This is a genomic window from Streptomyces sp. NPDC046821 (assembly GCF_040645335.1).
Taxonomy (GTDB): Bacteria; Actinomycetota; Actinomycetes; order Streptomycetales; family Streptomycetaceae; genus Streptomyces.
The window spans coordinates 18,113-38,153 of record NZ_JBEYYB010000010.1 but is presented as its reverse complement, the minus strand read 5'-3'; the positions used below and the strand labels follow the sequence as shown (position 1 = coordinate 38,153).

20 protein-coding genes and 1 pseudogene are annotated in these 20,041 nt (G+C 70.9%); 12 read left to right on the top strand and 9 right to left on the bottom strand.

Annotation, left to right across the window (positions count from 1 at the left end):
* Positions 1–81: 81 nt before the first annotated feature.
* Positions 82–510 carry a hypothetical protein gene (locus tag ABZ893_RS21210; RefSeq protein ID WP_361405915.1) on the bottom strand — a complete coding sequence of 143 codons (429 nt, stop codon included), beginning with the start codon at positions 508–510 and terminating at the stop codon, positions 82–84.
* Between the two features lie 101 nt (positions 511–611).
* On the opposite strand from ABZ893_RS21210, the gene ABZ893_RS21205 reads away from it, so the two are divergent.
* Positions 612–1,247 carry an NAD(P)-dependent oxidoreductase gene (locus ABZ893_RS21205; RefSeq protein ID WP_361405912.1) on the top strand — a complete coding sequence of 212 codons (636 nt, stop codon included), beginning with the start codon at positions 612–614 and terminating at the stop codon, positions 1,245–1,247.
* Between the two features lie 102 nt (positions 1,248–1,349).
* Here ABZ893_RS21205 and ABZ893_RS21200 read toward each other — a convergent pair whose 3' ends face one another.
* Both ABZ893_RS21200 and ABZ893_RS21195 read right to left on the bottom strand, forming a co-directional pair.
* Positions 1,350–2,270 (bottom strand): ParB/RepB/Spo0J family partition protein, encoded by a 921-nt coding sequence (locus tag ABZ893_RS21200; protein ID WP_361405909.1) that lies wholly within the window; start codon positions 2,268–2,270, stop codon positions 1,350–1,352.
* Complete coding sequence (locus ABZ893_RS21195) at positions 2,270–3,343, bottom strand: hypothetical protein (protein WP_361405906.1); 1,074 nt, start codon at positions 3,341–3,343, stop codon at positions 2,270–2,272. Before ABZ893_RS21195 ends, ABZ893_RS21200 begins: the two co-directional genes overlap by 1 nt.
* A 346-nt stretch (positions 3,344–3,689) precedes the next feature.
* On the opposite strand from ABZ893_RS21195, the pseudogene ABZ893_RS21190 reads away from it, so the two are divergent.
* The 7 genes and pseudogenes from ABZ893_RS21190 to ABZ893_RS21160 all read left to right on the top strand — a co-directional run.
* Positions 3,690–3,986 (top strand): annotated as a pseudogene (locus ABZ893_RS21190) (urease subunit gamma); the annotation flags it as partial.
* A 51-nt stretch (positions 3,987–4,037) separates the two neighbouring features.
* Positions 4,038–4,454 carry an urease subunit beta gene (locus ABZ893_RS21185; RefSeq protein WP_361406656.1) on the top strand — a complete coding sequence of 139 codons (417 nt, stop codon included), beginning with the start codon at positions 4,038–4,040 and terminating at the stop codon, positions 4,452–4,454.
* Entirely contained in the window at positions 4,451–6,460 is a 2,010-nt protein-coding gene (locus ABZ893_RS21180) for an urease subunit alpha (RefSeq protein ID WP_361405903.1), read from the top strand. Before ABZ893_RS21185 ends, ABZ893_RS21180 begins: the two co-directional genes overlap by 4 nt.
* A 127-nt stretch (positions 6,461–6,587) precedes the next feature.
* Complete coding sequence (locus ABZ893_RS21175; RefSeq protein ID WP_361405900.1) at positions 6,588–7,262, top strand: urease accessory UreF family protein; 675 nt, start codon at positions 6,588–6,590, stop codon at positions 7,260–7,262.
* Between the two features lie 88 nt (positions 7,263–7,350).
* Positions 7,351–8,061, top strand: coding sequence for an urease accessory protein UreG (ureG, locus tag ABZ893_RS21170; protein WP_361405897.1), 711 nt, complete (start codon positions 7,351–7,353; stop codon positions 8,059–8,061).
* A 26-nt stretch (positions 8,062–8,087) separates the two neighbouring features.
* Positions 8,088–8,915, top strand: a complete 828-nt coding sequence (locus ABZ893_RS21165; protein ID WP_361405894.1) for an urease accessory protein UreD — start codon at positions 8,088–8,090, stop codon at positions 8,913–8,915.
* Between the two features lie 115 nt (positions 8,916–9,030).
* On the top strand, positions 9,031–9,807 hold the full coding sequence (locus tag ABZ893_RS21160; protein ID WP_361405891.1) for a hypothetical protein: 777 nt from the start codon (positions 9,031–9,033) through the stop codon (positions 9,805–9,807).
* Between the two features lie 16 nt (positions 9,808–9,823).
* On the opposite strand, the gene ABZ893_RS21155 is transcribed toward ABZ893_RS21160, so the two are convergent.
* The 5 genes from ABZ893_RS21155 to ABZ893_RS21135 all read right to left on the bottom strand — a co-directional run bounded on the left by ABZ893_RS21155 (position 9,824) and on the right by ABZ893_RS21135 (position 15,368).
* The gene (locus ABZ893_RS21155) at positions 9,824–10,123 is read right to left on the bottom strand and encodes a DUF6401 family natural product biosynthesis protein (RefSeq protein ID WP_361405888.1); all 300 of its coding nucleotides are present in this window, start codon (positions 10,121–10,123) and stop codon (positions 9,824–9,826) included.
* A gap of 103 nt (positions 10,124–10,226) precedes the next feature.
* Positions 10,227–11,024, bottom strand: a complete 798-nt coding sequence (locus tag ABZ893_RS21150; protein ID WP_361405886.1) for a DUF4389 domain-containing protein — start codon at positions 11,022–11,024, stop codon at positions 10,227–10,229.
* Positions 11,025–11,557: 533 nt separating this feature from the next.
* Entirely contained in the window at positions 11,558–13,093 is a 1,536-nt protein-coding gene (locus tag ABZ893_RS21145; RefSeq protein ID WP_361405883.1) for an AMP-binding protein, read from the bottom strand.
* A 211-nt stretch (positions 13,094–13,304) separates the two neighbouring features.
* Positions 13,305–14,354: a hypothetical protein gene (locus ABZ893_RS21140; protein ID WP_361405880.1), complete on the bottom strand. Its 1,050-nt coding sequence runs from the start codon at positions 14,352–14,354 to the stop codon at positions 13,305–13,307.
* 309 nt (positions 14,355–14,663) lie between these two features.
* Complete coding sequence (locus ABZ893_RS21135; protein WP_361405877.1) at positions 14,664–15,368, bottom strand: methyltransferase domain-containing protein; 705 nt, start codon at positions 15,366–15,368, stop codon at positions 14,664–14,666.
* A gap of 86 nt (positions 15,369–15,454) precedes the next feature.
* Between ABZ893_RS21135 and ABZ893_RS21130 the strand changes: the two genes are divergently transcribed.
* From ABZ893_RS21130 to ABZ893_RS21115, 4 genes are all read left to right on the top strand, one after another.
* Positions 15,455–15,850 carry a metalloregulator ArsR/SmtB family transcription factor gene (locus tag ABZ893_RS21130; RefSeq protein ID WP_361405874.1) on the top strand — a complete coding sequence of 132 codons (396 nt, stop codon included), beginning with the start codon at positions 15,455–15,457 and terminating at the stop codon, positions 15,848–15,850.
* Positions 15,847–16,575 (top strand): MIP/aquaporin family protein, encoded by a 729-nt coding sequence (locus ABZ893_RS21125; protein WP_361405872.1) that lies wholly within the window; start codon positions 15,847–15,849, stop codon positions 16,573–16,575. Before ABZ893_RS21130 ends, ABZ893_RS21125 begins: the two co-directional genes overlap by 4 nt.
* Before the next feature lie 127 nt (positions 16,576–16,702).
* Entirely contained in the window at positions 16,703–17,947 is a 1,245-nt protein-coding gene (locus ABZ893_RS21120; protein ID WP_361405869.1) for a hypothetical protein, read from the top strand.
* Positions 17,944–18,522: a hypothetical protein gene (locus ABZ893_RS21115; RefSeq protein ID WP_361405866.1), complete on the top strand. Its 579-nt coding sequence runs from the start codon at positions 17,944–17,946 to the stop codon at positions 18,520–18,522. The genes ABZ893_RS21120 and ABZ893_RS21115 overlap by 4 nt, the downstream gene beginning before the upstream one ends.
* A 29-nt stretch (positions 18,523–18,551) precedes the next feature.
* Here the strand turns inward: ABZ893_RS21115 and ABZ893_RS21110 are convergent, their stop codons facing one another.
* Entirely contained in the window at positions 18,552–20,009 is a 1,458-nt protein-coding gene (locus tag ABZ893_RS21110; protein WP_361405862.1) for a tetratricopeptide repeat protein, read from the bottom strand.
* Between the last annotated feature and the right edge of the window lie 32 nt (positions 20,010–20,041).

Genomic DNA, 20,041 nt, shown 5'->3' with positions numbered 1-20,041 from the left:
GGCGCGCGCGGCGGGCGGCGCCAGCGGGGGACGGCAGATGGCGCATCACGGACGATGCGCCACCGGCCGCAGGTGCCCGTCCTACTCGGTCGTGTAGTAGTGGTAGAACGTGCCCGCGCCCACGCCCACCGCGACGATCAGGGCCATGATCGTGGACCGCAGGACCGAGGCGTCGGTCAGGCTGTAGATGAACCCGAACGCGCAGCCGCCGAACACCGCCCAGACGGCGGCGCGCAGTTCACGCTGCATCCGGGACGACCGGAGGAACATGTGCACGCCGTAGCAGACCGCGGCGACGATGATGCCGGTGACGAAGCCGAACGCGATGTTGCCGCCGGTCACGTACGGGCTGGCGACCGCGCCGGTGATCGGGGTGGCGTCACGTTTGATGCCCGCCGCCCAGATGCCGTAGACGGCGCCGAGCAGGAGCGAGAGGACGATCGAGAGCCGGGAACCGGTCACCGTGGAGCGCAGACCGGAGGTTCCCGAGACGGGTGCCGCGTGAGCCATGACGGCTCCTTTCTGCTGTTTTTCCCCGCGTTTCCATTGACCTCCGCCGCCCTGTGTTCCGCAACATGCGGGCGGTCCCGGACCGTGTTTCCCTGAGGCCTATGAAGATCGTGCTGTTCGGAGCGACCGGCATGGTCGGCAGCCGGATCGCGGCGGAGGCGGTGGACCGCGGGCACCAGGTGATGGCGGTGAGCCGGTCCGGCGGGTCCCCGGTGCCGGGTCTGACGGCGACGGCGGCGGACTGCTCGGACCCGCTCAAGGTCGGCGAGCTGGCGACCGGTCAGGACGTGGTGGCGTCCGCCCTCGCGCCCCAGCGCGACATCTCGGACCCGGGGACGCTGTTCCTCGCGCTCAACGAGTCCCTGGTCGCCGGTGTGCGCCGCTCGGGCACGTCACGCCTGGTGGTCGTGGGCGGGGCGGGCAGCCTGGAGGTCACCCCGGGCGAGGCGCTCGCCGACCGCCCCGACTTCCCCGACGCGTACCGGGGCGAGGCCCTCGCCCACCGCGACCTCCTCGCGTATCTGCGCACGGTGGACGACCTGGACTGGACATACGTGTCCCCCGGCGCCGAATTCGGCCCCGGCGAACGCACCGGAACCTTCCGCCTCGGCGGCGACCAGCTCCTCACCGACGAATACGGCAACTCGCGCGTCTCGGCGGAGGACTACGCGATCGCCTTCGTGGACGAGCTGGAGAGCGGGGCGCATCCGCGGGGGCGGATCTCGGTGGCGTACTGAGGGGTGGGCGTGGATGGGGCGGCCGGGGGCTTTGGCGGTGAATTGGTGAATCGGTGAATCCGGGAGGGCCCGGGAGGGTCCGGGAGGGTCCGGGAGGGGCCGTCAGCGGCCCAGGAGTTCCAGGATCCGGTCGAGGGCCGCGGGGGCGAGATGCCGCCGGAGGGATTCGACGACCTGTTCGGGCGTACCCCGGCTGTCGATTTTGATTACGCCGTAATCGCGGCGGGCCTTCGGCACCGACGGCGGGGGCGCGCCGGTGTCGCCGGGGAGCGCCTGCTCGTCGAGGGGGAGGCGCGCGATGCGCCGGGCGTCCTCCACCGAGACGCGTCCGTCGGCCAGCGCTTCCTGGATGTCCTCGCGGAGCTTCATCAGGGACAGCCGCTGCGAGACGAAGCCCTGCGTCTTGCCGATACGGGCGGCGACCTGGCGCTGTGAGTAGCCGTAGCTCTTGATGAGGCCCTGGATGGCCTGCGCCTGCTCCAGCTCCGTGAGGTCGTCGCGCTGCACGTTCTCGATCAGGGCGTCCTCGCCGGTACGGGAGGCGTCGTCGCGGACCAGTACGGGGACCTCGTCCAGGCCCGCCATGCGTGCGGCGGCCAGGCGCCGGTGGCCGTGCAAGACGATGTAGGGGGCGCTGCCCACGGCCTTCTCGTGGTGCGGGTGGGCCTTGAGGAACACGGCACGGGTCACCACGCCGAGGGCCTGGAGCACGCCACGCTCACGCATCGTCTCGGCCAGCCCGTCGAGGTCGCGCAGCTCGTGGCGAGGGTTGTCGGGGTTCTCGGCGAGATCGGTGAGGGCGATGCGGACGGGGGGAGGGGTGTCGCGGTCGGGGGTCGGGTGGGTGTCCGGGGTCTTGCGTGCGCCTTGGGTCTCGCCGGCGTCGCGGGCCTTGTCGGCGTCCGGGGTGGCCTTGCGCGTGGCACGGGCGGCCGGGGCCGCGGTCTGCACGCTGCCCTCGGCCGCGGGCGCGGGTGCTGGTGCGGCCGACAGCAGGGAGGACAGATCGGTACGGCGCCCCATCAGACGTTCACCTTCTTGGTGCTCTTCGCGTTCGTGGCGCGCTTGGTGGTCTTGGCCTGCGCGGAGCGCTGTGCGCCCTGAGTGGCCTGCGCGGTCTGAGTGTTCTGTGCGCCCGGAGTGTTCTGTGAGGTCTGGGTGTTCTGCGCGCCCTTGGACTTCCCGGCGGCTTGAGCCCGCGCCTGCTTGGGCGCTCGCTTCGGTGCCTGCTTGGGCGCCTTCGCCTGCGCCGGAGTCTTGGCCTGCGCCGGCGCCTTCCTCTGCGCCTGAGCCGGAGTCTTGGCCTGAGCAGGAGTCTTGGCCTGCGCCGGCGTCTTGGCGGCCGCCTTCGTCTTCGCACCCGTGGAGCGCCTCGCCGGGGCCGGGATCGCCGCGAGGCCCACCTCCAGGGCCAGACGGAAGAAGTCCTCGCGGGCCTGGAGCGCGACACGGTTCGCGCCGTACTGCGTGACGACGAGCCCGTCGGCGGAGGCGCGTGTGTGCAGCTTGTAGTGGCGTACGACGGTGCGGGCGAGCGGCCAGCCCTGGGCCTCGACGAACGCCCGAGTCTGCTCCAGGTCGGCCTTGCCGTCGCGGGGGTCCCAGTTGTTGATGACGACCCGGTACGGAAGCCCGCGCGGCTTCACGACGCGCTCGATGGTGCGCTGTGTGGGCTGGAAACCGAGCGGCTCGGGCTCGATCGGCACGATGACGTCGTGGGCGTTGGACAGGACGGCGCGGAGCGCGTCCGCGGCGGCGCCCTTGCCGAGCGGGTCCTCGCCGGAGGACTCGGCGAGGTCGAGCCAGCCCGGGGTGTCGACGAACACGTGCTGGGCGGACGGGATGCGGGCGAGCGCGGCGAGTCCGTCGAGGTCGTCGTGGGCCTGCACGAAGTCGAAGGGGAGTCCGTCGCCGACGCGCTCCGACCACCACACGGCGGAGCCCTGCGGGTCGATGGAGACGGCCACGACGGGCGGCTGCCCGTCGCTCGGGTTCCCCGCGCCGAGCACGTCCGCCGTCACCGCGGCGAGGTTGACGGCGAGCGTCGACTTCCCCACGCCGCCTTTCTGATTGAGGATCACGTGCACGTGGGCCATGCTCACCACACTCCCTGGGAGACCGGCGAAGCGCGCGAAACCTGTGAAACGCGCGAAACGGGTGATTCTGTACCCGATCACTCTGGCAGTGGGAGCCGGGGCGCGCGGAGCGAACACGCCGTAGTCAGAGGGTGGTTACGCACCAGGCGCCGTCGAGACCGGGCCCACGCACGACCCGTACGCCCGCGTACAGCCCCCCACGTGCGAGTTCACCAGATCGTGTCGACCATCCGTCGCCCGGGATTCCCGGGGCGTTCCGCTGCCAAGGATGACGGCGCGGCCGGATCGACCACCCTCTGCAAGCCCTCCGGCCGCGGCTCCATCCGTACGACGGAAGGGATCCATCGTGCATCTGACCCCGCACGAGCAGGAGCGGTTACTCGTCCACGTCGCGGCCGACGTGGCGCGCAGGCGCCGGGACCGGGGGCTCCGCCTCAACTACCCGGAGGTCATGGCCCTGTTGACCGTGTACGTCTACGAGCAGGCCCGCGACGGCAGGACCGTCAGCGAGATCATGGACGAGGGCCGCCGGCTGTTCACCCGGGACGACGTGATGGACGGCGTCCCCGAGATGATCAAGAACGTCCAGGTGGAGGCCACCTTCCCGGACGGCACCAAGCTGGTCACCCTCCATCACCCCATCCCGGAGGGTGCGGAGGAGCCCGAGATCCATCCGGGCAAGATCGAGCACCCCGTGCCTCCCCGCGCGGCCGCCGGTTCCGTCGAGTGCCCCGGCGACGAGAACCCGCCTGCGTGCGACGACGACACCGCGGCCCGCTACGACGCGATCCTCTTCAACCGGGATCTCCAGGCCGACAAGAAGACGATCAAGGTCAGGAACACCGCCGACCGCCCCCTCCAGGTCGGCTCGCACTACCACTTCGCCGAGGTCAACCCGGGGCTGAAGGTCATCGGCCCGCAGGGAACCATCTCGGACCTGTGGGACTGCGCCGACGCGAGAGGCCGACGGCTCAACATCGCCGCGGGCACCTCCGTGCGATTCGAACCGGGCGACGAATGCTGCGTCGAACTGGTCAGGATCCAGGGCGAGGTCGGCCCCGACGCAGACGTGACCAAGATCCAGGGCCTGCGCGAGGGGATCGTCGGATGAGCGACCAGAAGCTGACCGGCGCGAACCGAACGCCCGGCGAGAAGCCGCCCGGCAACGAACTGGCGCGCGCCGACTACACCGCCCTCTACGGCCCCACCACCCGCGACCGCGTCCGGATCGCGGACACCGATCTCACCCTGGAGATCGAGGCCGACTGGAGCGGCGGCCCGTCGCACAGCGGCAACGAGATGATCTTCGGCGGCGGCAAGGTGATCCGCGAGTCCATGGGCATGTCACACCTGGCCAGGGACGGCAGGAACAGCGCGGGCGACCCCACGGCGTACGAGCCCGTGGACACCGTCGTCACCGGAGCGCTGATCCTCGACTGGTGGGGTGTGGTCAAGGCCGACATCGGTATCCGCGACGGCGACATCGTTGCCATCGGCAAGGCGTACAACCCCGAGACGATGGACCCGATCACGGACTTCGAGATGCCGCCCGAGTTCGGGGCGAGATTCGCCGCGCACGGGCAGGCGGACGAGACCACGGCCCCCGTGGAACCGGAGAACTTCGTCGTCGGTCCCAGCACCGAGGTCATCTCCGGCAACGGCCGCATCCTCACCGCGGGCGGCGTCGACACCCACGTCCACTTCATCTGCCCCGGAGAGGTCCACGAGGCTCTGACCTCGGGCGTCACCACCCTCATCGGCGGTGGCACCGGCCCGGCCGAGGGCAGCACGGCCACCACCGTCACGCCGGGCGCGTGGCACATCACCCGGCTGTTCGAGGCCCTGGACGAGTTCCCGGTCAACGTCGGTGTGCTCGGCAAGGGCAGTTCGATGAACGAGTACGAGCTCAACGCCCAAGTCGACGCGGGCGCCTGCGGGTTCAAGGTGCACGAGGACTGGGGCGCGACGCCCGCCGTGATCGACAGCGCGCTGAAGGTTTGCGCCGATCGTAAGGTCCAACTCGCCCTGCACGCCGACTCGTTGAACGAATCCGGCTTTCTGGAATCCACCAGGGAGGCCATCGGTGGCCGGCCCATCCACATCTTCCACGTCGAGGGCGCCGGCGGAGGTCACGCGCCGGACATGATCGAACTGGTCAAGGCCCCCAACATCCTTCCGGCGTCGACCAATCCGACGCGTCCCCTGACGGTCAACACCGTCAAGGAACACGTGGACATGATGATCGTCTGCCACCACCTCAACCCCGACATCCCCGCGGACATGGCCTTCGCCGACTCCCGCATCAGGCCGTCCACCATGGCCGCGGAGGACCTGCTCCACGACATGGGCGCCATCTCGATGATGTCCTCCGACGCCCAGGCCATGGGCCGCATCGGCGAGATGGTCATGCGCACCTGGCAGACCGCGCACGTCATGAAGGTCCGTTACGGTCCGCTCGCCGAGGACCTGGAAGCGGCAAGCCTGAACACCGTCCCGAAGCACATCGACCACGCGTACAACGACCGGCAGCAGGCACCGAACGACAATGTCCGGGCCCGCCGCTACGTCGCCAAGTACACCGTCAACCCGGCGATCACGCACGGCATCGACACGTACGTCGGCTCCGTGCAGAAGGGCAAGCTGGCCGACCTGGTGCTGTGGGAGCCCAAGTTCTTCGGCGTCCGTACGCACATGGTCCTCAAGGGCGGACAGCTCGCGTACGCGCAGGTCGGCGACGCCAACGCCTCCATCACCACCCCGCAGCCCTATCTGCCGCGTCCGGTCTGGGGCGCCACCGGTCACTCTCCGGGCCGCAACTCGCTCAACTTCGTGGCGCCGGGTGTCGGAGCGAGGCTCAACAGCGACACCCACGGGCCCGGCCTCGCCAAGCGTTTCGCCGACATCACCGACACCCGGCAACTCTCGAAGGCGTCCATGCTGCTCAACGACCGTGGCGCCGAGGGCAAGGAACTGGACCTGAACGTCGACCACAACAGCTTCGAGGTCACCATCGGCGGCGCGACGACCAACGACGCCCGCACCGAGATCGAGGGCGCGATCGTGCCCCGCGCGTACGTGACCGAAGTGCCGCTGGCACAGCGGTACTTCCTCTTCTGAACCCGGGCGTCTGAACCGGAGCTTCTGAAAGCGCCGGCCCCCGAAATCGCCGCTGCCCCAGGGCGGGCACCCGTGTCCGCCCTGGGCGCGCCCCACCTCACCCCGACCGAAAGGCAGCCGCTCGACCATGAGCCGTGCAGCCCTGCTCCTGCTGGCCGACGGCCGCTTCCCCGCCGGCGGGCACGCCCACTCCGGCGGCGTGGAAGCCGCGGTCGCGAGCGGAGCCGTCCATGACACCCGCACCCTGGAGGCGTTCTGCCGCGGCCGTCTCCACACCACCGGCCTGACCACGGCCGGCCTCGCCGCCGCGGCAGCCGCCGGACACGACCCGCTGCTTCTCGACGAGGCCGCCGACGCCCGCACGCCGACGCCCGCCCTGCGCACCGTCGCCCGCCGGCTCGGGCGGCAGATGCTGCGCGCCGCGCGGGCGACGTTCCCGTCCGAGGCCCTGGAACGGCTGGCGTCCGCCCGCCCCCAGGGCGCCCATCAGCCCGTCGTCCTCGGACTCGCGGCCCGCGCGGCCGGGCTCGCCCCGGTGGACGCCGCCCACGCGGCCGCGTACGAGAACGCCAGCGGCCCGGCCACGGCGGCGGTACGCCTGCTGAGTCTCGACCCGCTCGACGCCTCCGGACTCCTCGCGCGCCTCGGGCCCGAGATGGACGACGTCGCAGACGCCGCCGCCCGGGCAGCGGCCCGTTTCGCGACGGAAGGCGTCGACGCGCTGCCGTCCGCGTCCGCACCGCTGCTGGACATCACCGCCGAACACCACGCGGCCTGGCCCGTACGCCTCTTCGCCTCCTGAGCCCCGCGCCCCTCACACACGGAACCCCTGCGCCCCGCGCCCCTCACCCACGGAACTCCCGAGCCCCCTCACCCACTTGGAGCCACCCATGCACCTCGACCACTCCACCGACACCACCGGCACGATGCCCCACCGTCACACCCACAGCGCCGACCCGAACCGGCCCGACGGCACCCGGCGTGCCCTGCGCGTAGGCCTCGGCGGTCCCGTCGGCTCAGGCAAGACCGCCACGGTCGCCGCCCTGTGCCGTGCCCTGCGCGACCACTGGTCCATCGCCGCCGTCACCAACGACATCTACACCCGCGAGGACGCCGAGTACCTGCGCCGCGAGGCCGTGCTGCCGCCCGAGCGCATCAGCGCCGTCGAGACCGGGGCCTGCCCGCACACCGCGATCCGCGACGACATCTCCGCCAACCTGGAGGCCGTGGAACACCTGGAGGAGACCCTCGCCCCTCTCGACCTCGTACTGGTCGAGTCCGGTGGCGACAACCTCACCGCCACCTTCTCCAAGGGCCTCGTCGACGTGCAGATCTTCATCATCGACGTGTCCAGCGGTGACGACATCCCGCGCAAGGGCGGGCCCGGCATCACCACCGCCGACCTCCTCGTCGTCAACAAGACCGACCTCGCCCCGTACGTGGGCGCCGACCTCGCCACCATGGCCGCCGACGCCAAGCGGCAGCGCGGTGACCTGCCCGTCGTCTTCACCAGCCTCACCGCCGACGACGGCGTCCGCGACATCGCCGACTGGGTCACCGGACACCTCACCGAGTGGCGGGCGGGTGCGGCCGCCGCATGACCGCGCCCCAAATGACCACGCCCCAAATGACCACGACCCAACCGGCCTCCGTCGGCCATCCCGACGGCGTACGCGCCACCGCCCGCATCCGCGCCGCCTACAACGGACGCGTCACCACCCTCCCGCAGCTCCTCAGCGACGGCCCGTTCCACCTGCGCCACATGCGGGGCGGCGGTGGACCTGCCGCGACCGTGGGCATCATCGGCGCCATGAGCGCGCCCCTCGGCGGCGACCGGCTGGCCATCGACGTCACCGCCGAGGACCGCGCCGACCTCAAGATCACCACCGGCGCCGCCACCCTCGCCCTGCGCGGTCCCACCACCGCCCCCGCCACGTACGACGTCAGACTGACCGCAGGGGAGGGCGCCCGTCTGCAATGGCTGCCCCACCCGCTGATCAGCGCGGCCGGAAGCAACCTGCGCCAGACCTGCACGGTCGAACTCGCCGCCACCGCACGGCTCGTACTGCGCGAGGAACAGCTCCTGGGTCGCGCCGACGAGGAGCCCGGCCACCTCGTCACCCGCCTCCGTGTCCGCCGGGCCGGCCGCACGATTCTCGACCAGCAGTGCGCGTACGGGTCCCGGGAGCCCGGCTGGGACGGCCCCGCCGTACTCGGAGACCACCGAGCCGTCGGTCAACTCCTCGTCGTGGACCCCGAGTTGCCGCCGCTGGACGCCCCCGTACTGCTACGGGACTCCGGCATCCTCACCCCCCTCGCCGACCCCCACGCCCTGCTCGCCACCGTCACCGCACCCACCTCCTCGGCCCTGCGTGAGCTCCTCGACGAGGCGTTGGCCCTGGCCCGCGTCACACGAACGGACGCGGTCCGCAGGCCGAGGCCAGTGGAGCGCTGATACCCAGAAGGAGCACATCGCTCCGGACATGAAGGAGCACCGACCCGCTCCTGACATGGGGGGCTTGACCGCCTGGCGCGCTGCGCGCACGGGCCCCAGCGAGTGGAGACCACTCATGCCCCAGCTCACCGACACACCCGCACTCGCCGTGAACTTCACTCAGGGCCTCAACGACGCCTGGTCCAAGGTCGCCCAGTTCGTGCCGAAGCTCGTGGGCTTCCTGGTCGTCCTGGCCATCGGCTGGTTCATCTCGAAGATGATCGCCCGCGTGCTCGACCGGGTGCTCCGCAAGGTCGGCTCGGAGAAGCTCGCCGAACGCGCGGGCGCGGCCCGGGTGCTCCAGGGCTCGACGTACGACATGACGGCGATCATCTGCAAGATCGTCTACTTCGCCCTGCTGCTGATCACCTTGCAGCTCGGCTTCGGGGTCTTCGGTCCGAACCCCGTCAGCACCATGATCAACGGCATCGTGGCCTGGCTGCCGCGCGGCATCGTCGCCGTCGTCCTGGTGGTCGTCTCCATGGCCATCGCCAACGTCGTACGCGACATCGTCACCAACGCGCTGTCCTCGATGTCGTACGGCAAGACCGTCGGCACGGCCGTCTGGGCCTGCATCGTCGCCCTCGGCGCGATCGCGGCGCTCGGTCAGGCGGGCATCGCCACGGCGGTCACCCAGCCGGTCCTCATCGCGGCGCTCGCGACCGGCGTGGGTGTCGTCGTCGTGGGGGTGGGCGGCGGTCTCATCGGCCCGATGCGGCAGCGCTGGGAGCGGATGCTGGACTCGGCCGAGCAGGAGACGGCCAAGGCCCGCGCCGGACTCTCCGCCTACCAGGCGGGACGCGAGGACGCGCTCACCAACCAGCCGGCCCAGGAGCGCACCGACACCATGTGACAGGTCGTCTGCGCGTCTACGCGAGCTCGTGCCGTCTCACCAGCCAGCTGATGGCGGTGAGGCGGCACACTGCGTAGTCGTGCCCGACGGGTTCGCGCCAGCCGTTCTCGCTGAGCGCGTCGAGGAACCCGAGTGCGTAGTCCGAGAGGATCTCCGGGTCGGGGGCCCGGGGCAGCAGCGTGTCGCCCCCGCCCGCCGCCAGCTTGTCCCGCAGCTCCGCCACGTGCTGGTCGACGGCCGCCGTGAAACCGGGCTCGAACGCGAACTCCGCGAAGCGGGGCGCGTACGAGGTGCTGATGCTGGCCAGAGGGGACATGCAATCCACCGTAATGCGGCGAAAGCCCTCAGAAGAGGGCTGATCGTCATGCCTTTGGTCACAGACGGCCCCGGTCCACGGGGCCGATCGGACCGTTACGTCGTCACTCGCCGAGCAGCGAAGCCCGTACCGCGTCCGAGCCCTGACGGCCGTACTGGGAGCCGTTGGCCGCGCCGCCGATCAGGCCGAAGGCGATGAACGCCCCGACGAGGACCTTGGCGTACGGGCCCAGGAACAGCGGACGCGTCGCGGACGGGCCCGACAGCGTGCCGACGACGGCGTCCGGCGCCGTCTGGTCGCCGAAGAGCCGCTTCGGGTACGCGGAGGTGAGCAGCAGCATGTACGCGCCGAGCCGCAGCCGGTAGCGCAGGACGGCGGCGGTCGCCTCGAAGAGGGGGAGCGGCATCCGGCCGAGGATGAGCACGATGAGCCACCAGATCACGGAGACGGCCCACCAGCCGGCGGTGACGAGCGACTCGAGGATCGCGGCGGGGATCACCAGGACGAGCCGGAAGAACACGGCGAGCCGGTTGAGCCGCACGGACTGCCGCACGCGCACCCGCACCGGGTACCCCATGGTGTCGCCGAGCTCGACCGTCGGGAAGCGGCCGGTCAGGAGCATCGCGTACGCGTTCACGCGGGTGTCGTAGCCGAGGAACCCCGCGAGATACCGCTCGACCGGATCGGGCAGCCGCCCGATCAGCAGCGCCGAGAACCAGCCGACGACCACCGCGAACAACGCGACCACCGACAGTACGGCGAGCATGACGAGATGCGGTACGAGCAGCAGCAGCCGGAGGAGGACGGTGAGCCGGTTCTGCCGGTCCGGCCGCGGAATGTCCAGCTCGGGCAGGGCCTCGGCACCCGGGACCAGCGGGACCGAGCCGTAGTGGGGTTCCATGCCGTAACTCTGCCGAGGGTGGGCCGCATGGGCACGTCGGGTCGTCCGCCTGGGTGGTGGGAGTTGTGCGGGGCGGGGGATGGGTGCCCCGGGCTGTTTGCCCTGGGCACCCGTGTGCCGGCCGAGTGACGCGCACCCGGCCCACCACCCGCGGGGCTGATCCAGCCGACTCCTGCTGGCTATTTCAGCCCCTTGGGGGTCCCCCCGGACGGAGTCTGGGGGAGCTTGAGGAGCGGGGTCTGGGGCGGAGCCCCAGGACTTTCGGGAAGGGGCGGGCTGGGGGAGAAAACCCCCCGGCGCCCCCCCCCCCCCCCCCGGGCCCCCCCGGGGGGCCCCCCGGGCCCCCCCCCCCCCGGGGGGGCGGGGCGGGGGTGTGTGGGGGGGTTTTCATTTTGTTTTTGGGGGGGGGGGGGGGGCGCGGGGCGCGGGGGGGGGGGGGGGGGGGGGGGCGGCCCCCCCCCCCCCCGACTTTCGGGAAGGGGCGGGCTGGGGGAGAAAACCCCCCGACGCCCACCCCCACCCCGATGGCCGCCTCAGTTGACCCCCCGGTCCCGCCCCTCCCAGTACGGCTTGCGCAGCTTGTACTTCTGGAGTTTGCCGGTCGCCGTGCGAGCGAGCTCCTCCCGGAACTCGACCGACGTGGGCGCCTTGTAGCCCGCGAGGCGGTCCTTGCAGTGGCGGATCAGCTCGGCCTCGGTGACCGTCGCGTCGGGCGCCCGTACGACGAGTGCCTTGATCGTCTCGCCCCACTTCTCGTCCGGGACGCCGATGACGGCGACCTCGGCGACGTCGGGGTGGCTGAAGAGCGCGTCCTCGACCTCGATCGACGAGACGTTCTCGCCGCCGGTGATGATCACGTCCTTCTTGCGGTCGCTGATCGTGAGGTAGCCGTCCTCGCCGACCGTGCCGCCGTCACCCGTGTGGAACCAGCCGCCCGCCAGCGCCTTCTCGCTCTCCTCGGGCTGCTGCCAGTACCCCTCCAGGATCACGTTCGACCGGGCGAGCACCTCGCCCTCCTCGTCCGTCCGCAGCGTCACGCCAAGAGCGGGCGCCCCGGCCCGTACGAGCTTCTCGGCGCGCGCGGGCGCGTCGAGGTCGTCCCATTCGGCGCGGGACCGGTTCACCGTCAGGAGGGGCGAGGTCTCGGTGAGCCCGTAGATCTGGATGAACTCCCAGCCGAGTTCGGACTCGACGCGGGCGATCGTGCGGGTGGGCGGCGGGGCGCCGGCGACGATGATGCGGACCCGGTCGCGCCCGGGGATCGCGCCCTTCCAGGACTTCGCGGCGTCCAGGACGGCGTTGACGACGGCGGGCGCGGCGCACATGACGGTCACGCCGTGCTCGGCGACCCGGCGCAGGATCTCGGCGCCGTCGACCTTCCGCAGCGCGACCTGCCGTACGCCGAGGGAGGCCATGGCGAACGGCATCCCCCAGCCGTTGGCGTGGAACATCGGCAGCGTGTGCAGGTAGACGTCCCGGTCGGTGACACCGGCGTGCAGGGCGAAGGTGACGGCGTTGACCCAGATGTTCCGGTGGGTGATCTGGACGCCCTTGGGGCGCGCGGTCGTACCGCTCGTGTAGTTGATGGTGGCGGTGGCGTTCTCGTCGGGCGTCCAGGGAGCGGGGTCCACGCCGAATCGGTACAGCTCGGAGTCGGCGGCGGCGCCGATCGTGAAGCGGTGCTTGGCGGGGACGTCCGCGAGGCGGTCGGCCAGCTCGGGATCGACGAGGAGGACTTCGGCGCCCGAGTGGGAGACGACGTAACTGACTTCCTCTGGGGTGAGGCGGAAGTTGACGGGCACGAGGACCCGCCCGTAGCCGCTCACGCCGAAGAACGAGGTGAGGAGCCGCGCGCTGTTGTGCGACACGACGGCGACGCGCGCGCCGAGCGGCACCCCGAGCGCGTCGAGCCCGGCGGCCTGCGCCCGCGCGAGCTCGGCCACGCGCCGGTAGGTGAGGTCTTCCCAGGGCTCGGCCGGCTGGTCCGGCTCGTCGACGACACCGATCCGGTCCCCGTAGACGGTCGCGGCACGTTCCAGAAAATCAAGGGCCCCGAACGGGACGTACATCCTGGCCTCCCGAAGCACAGACGTTGAACCGTTTCTCTCCGCCCACAGCATGGGCGAACCACGGCGCGGGCGCGCGGTCTTCGCTGTCGCGGTTGTCGGGGGAGGGTGACGGTGACGCTTCGGGGGCGTGGCGCCCTGAAGGGGCGCGGGGAACTGCGAGACCAGCCACATACGGCCCGCAGATCCCCACGCCGCTCGGAGACGAGGAAGGTCAGCTCACGCAGAGCACGCCCAGTACGCATATGGGCTGGGGAGAGGCCGTGCTGGGAGCGGGAGCGGGTGCGGGGGTGGTGGCCTGGGTGCCGCCGCCCGTGGAGCCGGTGCCGGAACCGGTTCCCTTGTCGGAACCTGTACCCGTGGCCGTGCCCGAGCCGGTGTTCGCGCTCGTGCCCGAACCCGAACCCGATCCGGAGCCCGCGTGGGTGGCCGGGGCCGGGGACGAGGCGTGCGGGGCCGGGGCGGCCGGCGCGGCCGTGTGGGGCTGCGCCGCCTGTGCGGGTGCCGTGCGCGGCGCCGCGTGGCGGGGTGCCGAGGTGCGGGCCGGGGCCGACGCCTCGTCGGGCGCGGACGGGCCCGCGTGCTTCGGCGCCGAGACCCTGGGCGCGTCCGCGCTGCGGTGCCGCGAGGCGCGGTCGTCCGGCGTGTTCGTCACGGAGTCGGTGTTGGCCAGCGACGGCGACGTGGTCACCGGTTCCGGCGTCGCGGACGCGTGCGTGGCCTCGCGGGACGCGCTGTTCGGCAGCGCGGCGATGGTGAGCCCGCCGCCGACGATGGCGACGGCGGTCGCGGCGACGGCCCGGCGCTTGTTCTTCTTCCACTGCGCCAGCTTCCGCCGCCGGGCGGCACGGCCACCCAGGTCGGCGGTGTGCGCTGCCGCACCAGTGGCCGTACCTACCGTCGCGGCGGCGTCGGCCTCGTCGAACGTCTTGGCCGTGTCAAACGCGTCGAACGCGTCAAAGGCGGCGACGGCGGCGACGGTGTCGAATCCACCGGTCGCGCCGGAGGTGTCAGAGACACTCGATGCGGGCTGCGGTTCGGACGACGACGCGGCACGCGAAGACGTACCGAACGCCTGCGAGGCACTGAACGCGTCGAACGACGCGCTCGCGCCCGCCGCGGCGCCACCACCCGCGTCCGACGCCGTCGGGGCGTCGCTGTGCAGCTGGTGGCTGGGCGGGGCGATGTCGGGGGCGTAGGCGCCGCAACCGGGGCACACGAGCGCCCCGTTGAGTATTCGCCTGCACGAAGAGCAGTAGTCCATTGCGATCTTTCTGTGGCTGACTGCGCCGCAGGGACGCCGGGCATCTGGTCGCGTTCGCGCGGGGGAATCGAGCGCGCAGCAACGCTAGCCACGCTTTCCGAAGGCGATGCGCACACAATGTGACGCTCTTGCGAAGATGTGAGAATCCGGTGACTGTCTGAAACGGCGGACAGGCTGCCCGACTCTTGGTCAGACCTGCGCGTTCTTGCAGAAGACGCCGGCGCGCTCCATGCCCGAGGCGAAGCCGAGAATGAGACGGGGCTCACCCGCGACTCCGGACAGTAACCGGGGGTAACCAACGCCTGGACGTCACGGGCGAGTTGAGCGCCCGGCCGACGAGGCGTCGCCGTCCGGCTTGACCGCGCGCACGACGGCCGAATGCATCCCGTCGGCGACGGGGTGGTCGGCCGTGACCTCGACACCCGTGAACCCGGCCGCTTCCAGCCCCTCCCGGTACTCGCCGAAGGACAGCGCGCCGGCGACGCAGCCGGCGTGATCGCCGCGCTCGGCACGCTGCTCCGGCGAGAGTCTGTCCTCGGCCACGATGTCCGCGACGCCGATACGGCCGCCGGGCCGGAGTACGCGACAGGCCTCGGCGAAGACGGCTGTCTTGTCGACGGACAGGTTGATCACGCAGTTGGAGATGACGACGTCGACGACGCCCGCGGGCAGCGGGATCGCCTCGATGGTGCCCTTGAGGAACTCGACGTTGGCGGCGCCCGCCTTCGCGGCGTTGGCGCGGGCGACCGCGAGCATCTCGTCGGTCATGTCGACCCCGTACGCCTTGCCGGTCTCTCCGACGCGACGGGCGGACAGCAGTACGTCGGCACCGCCGCCGGAACCGAGGTCGAGCACGCGCTCACCCTCGCGCAGCTCGGCGACGGCGACCGGATCGCCGCAGCCGAGGGAGGGCTGCGGCCCGCAGCAGGCGCCGCCGCCTTCGCTGACCTGCACAGCTGCGGCGGCGTAATGCCGACGGACACTCTCGCGGAGCTCGCGGGGCTTCTCATTCACGAGAACACCACCTATACCGAACTGCCTGTATCGATTCCTGTCAATGCAACCTTGCGCCTTGAATCGAGGAACGTCAACATAGAGAAATGTCGAAACAAGAGCTTGAGGTGATCGGCCAGGACGCCGGCGCCGATTGCTGCCCGGGAGTGGTCGCCGCACCGCTCGACGACGAGCGGGCGGCGGAACTGGCCAAGGTCTTCAAGGCGCTCGGCGACCCGGTCCGCCTGCGCCTGCTGTCGATGATCGCGTCACGCGGGGAGGGCGGCGAGACATGCGTCTGCGACCTCACCCCGGCCTTCGACCTCTCCCAGCCGACCATCTCCCACCACCTCAAACTCCTCCGCCAGGCCGGCCTGGTCGACTGCGAACGGCGGGGTACGTGGGTGTACTACTGGGCGCTTCCGGCGGCGCTGGACGCGCTGACGGGGTTTCTGGCGAGGGCGTACGGGGGCCGACGCGCTCCGGCGGAGGTGACGGCGTGACCGCCTCCCTGCGCCGCCGCGCCCTCGCTGAGGCCGTCGGCTCGGCGGCGCTGGTCACCGTCGTCGTCGGCTCCGGAATCCAGGCCGCCGCCCTGTCGCGCGACGTAGGCGTCCAACTCCTCGCCAACTCCCTGGCCACCGTCTTCGGCCTGGGCGTCCTCATCGCGCTGCTCGGCCCTGTCTCCGGAGCGCACTTCAACCCGGCGGTGACGCTGGCGGCCTGGTTCACCGACCGCCGCGCGGGCAACGGCGACGGCCTCACGGCGCGAGACGTGACCGCATACATCCCGGCGCAGATCGGCGGAGCGATAGTTGGCGCGATACTGGCCGACGCCATGTTCGGCAGGCCACTCGTGCAGTGGTCGACGCACGACCGCTCGGCGGGTCACCTGCTCCTGGGCGAAGTCGTGGCAACGGCGGGCCTGATCCTGCTGATCGCCGGCCTGACGAGAACCGCCCACACCCAGGCCGCCCCGCTCGCGGTGGCGTCATACATCGGAGCGGCGTACTGGTTCACGTCCTCAACATCGTTCGCGAACCCGGCAGTGACGATAGGCCGAGCCTTCACGAACACATTCGCCGGCATCGCCCCGGCCTCGGTAGCCCCCTTCGTGGCGGCCCAGATGCTGGGCGCGGGGCTGGGCCTGGCGCTGGCAGCAGCGGTCTTCGGAAGCCCAACTCCCGTACGGGCAACGGATACCGTCCTCGCCCATGACACCCTCTAACCCGACAACTCCTGAAGCCGCCACGTAGCAGAGCAAGGCTGCTGCAAGCGGTATGCAAGGAAACCGCCGTGTGTGCGGGGAACCCCCATTTCATCTGTTGTACGCACGACGAGCGATGGGGGATCGCATGTCCGTCCGAACGACGAAACCGGCACTGATCGAACAAGGGCACTGGCTGACGGTGCGGGACTGCAAGAGGGTCCTGGTGGTCGTACACACAGTGACCTTCGCCCAGCGACTGCGCGAGGTCTTCGAGCTGCTGGAGACCGACCTGCGTATTCAACTGGTCTTCACGGTCGCACCCCACGCCTTCGGCAGCGGTGCTCTCGAGTTCCTGCAGAGCCTGGGCATCACCACGGTGCCGTGGGAAGAGGCCCTGAGGGCCGAGTTCGACCTCGCTCTCGCGGCGGGCTCGCGCGGAGTCCACGAACTGCGGGCTCCGGTCCTGCGCATCTCGCACGGAGCAGGGCAGATCAAACTGCTCACCGACGTCACCACGCTGGCCCCCGGAGAGCGGAGGTCCCCCGGAATGCTGAGCCGCCAGCATCTAATGGACAAGGGGCGGCTGGTTCCGGCGGCGATCGTCTATGCCCATGACCGGGATGTGGAGGAGCTCGCCAAGTCCTGCCCGGAGGCGCTTTCGGTGGCCCATGTGATGGGCGATCCGTGCGTCGACCGGATCACGGCCGGCAGGCCGAGGCGCGAGTCCTACCGCCGTGCGCTGGGAATCGAGACCGGGCAGCGGCTCGCGGTCGTCACATCCACGTGGGGGCCGACCTCCACGTTCGGACGGCTCGAATCCCTCCTGCCCCAGCTGCTCAGCCAGCTGCCGGGCGGCGGCTATCGCGTAGCGATGTTGCTCCATCCCAATGTGTACGCCGGGCACGGCACCCGACAAGTGCACGGCTGGCTGGCCTGCTGCCGGGGCCGGGGCATCGCGGTCGTCCCGCCGGAAGCCGACTGGCAGGCCCTGTTGATCGCGGCCGACTGGATAATTGGTGACCATGGGTCACTGACTGCATACGGAACGCTCACGGGCGCGACGATGCTGCTGACGGACGGATCCCGACGTGAGGTGTCGGCCTGTTCCCCGGCGGCTCTGTTGTCCGCAGTCGCGCCTGTGGTCTCTCCGGCGTACCCGCTGGCGGAGCAATTGGAGTACGCGTCACAGGTGCGCCGCCCGGGACAGTACGACCACGTCGCCGCGTCGCTGTCGTCGGCGCCGGGTCAGTTTCACCGGCGGATGCGTACGGTCGTCTACCGAATGCTCGGGCTTGGGGAACCCGCCCGTCCGACGTTCGTCCCGCCGCCCCCGCTTCCGCCGTCACTGACGCAGTGGGAGACCTCTTCCTGCGGCGGTGCGGCACTGTGAGCGAGCGGACCGCGCCCGCGGAGCCGGATGCCGGGTGGGCCACTGTTTGCTTCGGGGTGACGCAGGGCGGCGGGGCGCCCAGTGGTGACGGATTGGATGACCGGTCGTTCTCCGGTGTCTGGCGTTCGGACGCGGCGCACGGTGCGGTTCTCGTTCGATTCGACCGGCTGCGCACGCACGCGAACCCGTTCCCCTGCTCGCACACGCCGGGCCCGCTTCCCTGCGATGTGCATCTCTGGGCGGCTGTGAGCAGCCGTGAACGTACACAGCTCGCCGAGCACGCCGATGTGCTCGTGAGCTGCGTGCCGCTCGCGCCGGAATCGGCTGACCGGCGGGTGCGCGAGATGCTGGCAGACCACCCCGGATGCCTTGTCGCCGCCGTACCCGGCGCGGACACGATGTGTGTCGTCGGTGTACGACGCGGGACAGGCGCCGCCTCGGTGGTACGGCTGGACCGAGGTGGGGCCGACATCCCGATCCCACCGCACCTGGTCGTGTCGGTCGCGCACGCCTGGGTGGCGTCCGGTGAATCACCGTGCGCACTGCGCTCTGTCGATCTGATGCCACATCGCTGACCGACCGAGCCCATCGGCTGCGGCGACGATCACGGCTGCCGCAGCCGGTCGTCCAGGCGTTCTGCGTCTACCGGACTGAGGCGTCGGAAAAGGTCTCGGGCGGCTTCGTAGTGGCGAGTCGATTCGGCCTTGTCGCCGAGTGACTCGGCGGCCTGGCCGAGCCATTCCAGACAACGTGCCTCCCAGTGCTCGGACCGAGCGGTGCCCGTTCGGAAGCGCGTGAGAGCTTCCTGTAATCGCTGGACGCCGCCGATGCGGTCCCCGCGGCGGTCCAGGACATGGCCGAGCAGGGCCAGAACCCGAGTCGCCTCGTACACCTCTCCCAGCGAGTCCAGTTCGGCGCCGGCCCGGCGGAGTTGTTCGGCAGCCGTGGCCAGGTCGCCGCCGGCCAGCGCTGTTTCGCCCAGGCGCCGCCGGGAGAGGGCGGCTCCGCGCTGATATCCGATCGACACCCGGAGCTGGAGGGCGCGCTCGAAGTGCGCACGTGCCTCGTCGATCCGGTGGGCCAGGAGGCTGACGTGCCCCAATCCGCTTATGGCCTGGGCCTGTTGGCGTGCATCGCCGTCCTCTGCCGCGAGTTCCAGCGCCTGCCGGTACCAGTCGGAAGCCTCCGTGTACCGGCCTGCGTCGCGTAAGCCGATCGCGCCGGACGTGAGCATTCGGCCCTCCCCCTGCCGGGACCCGCTCCGGCGCGCTGCTTCGAGACCCAGTCTGTGCGCCTCGATCCACATCTCGGACGGACGTAACCGGAGAAAAAGGGGCCAAATGAGGTCCGTGAGCTGCCAACAGGAGGAATGCCAGCCGACCTGCGCACAGTGCCGTACCGCGCCCATCAAGCCGTTGCGGTGTGTGTCCAGCCAGGCGAGTGCTTCGTCCGGGCCGTCGAGTGGGGCCGGACGCACGGTCCTCGCTGGGAAGCTGTGTCCCCAAAGCCGATGGCTCGGGGTGAGGATGCTTTCCGCCGAAGCCGCGGTGGAAAGGCACCAGTCGACGAAATCGCGCAGAGTTTGCTCGCGTCCGCGGGGGTCCTCCACCTCTTCGCCGAGTCGACGGGCGTGCGGCTGGACGAGGTCATGGAAGCGATAGGTACCCGGCCCGGTCTCTTCCAGAAGATTCGCCTCGACGAGAGTGCCGACGGCGATGTCGGAACTATGCCCGGCGTCATTTGAGTCTTCCCTGTTGCCCGCGAGAGCGGTCAGCAGGGAAAGATCGTGGCGATTTGCGGGGAGCAGCCCCATCCGGCGATACAACGCTTGGCTCTCGTCCGGGAGGCAGCTGTACGACAGGTCGAGCGCCGTACGCATTACGGCCTGACCGTCGACGCGCAGCGTGTCGACGGCGCCCTGACCGCGCGACAGGCTGTCGGCCAGGTCTGACACGGAATGGTGGGGGCGTAACGAAAGTTGGGCGGAGGCCAGGGCCACAGCAAGGGGCAGGCGGCCGCACAGGCTGACCACTTCCCGCGCGGCGGCCGGCTCGTGGGCCACGCGCGTTCCTCCACCGACGGCGAGGAGCTCGA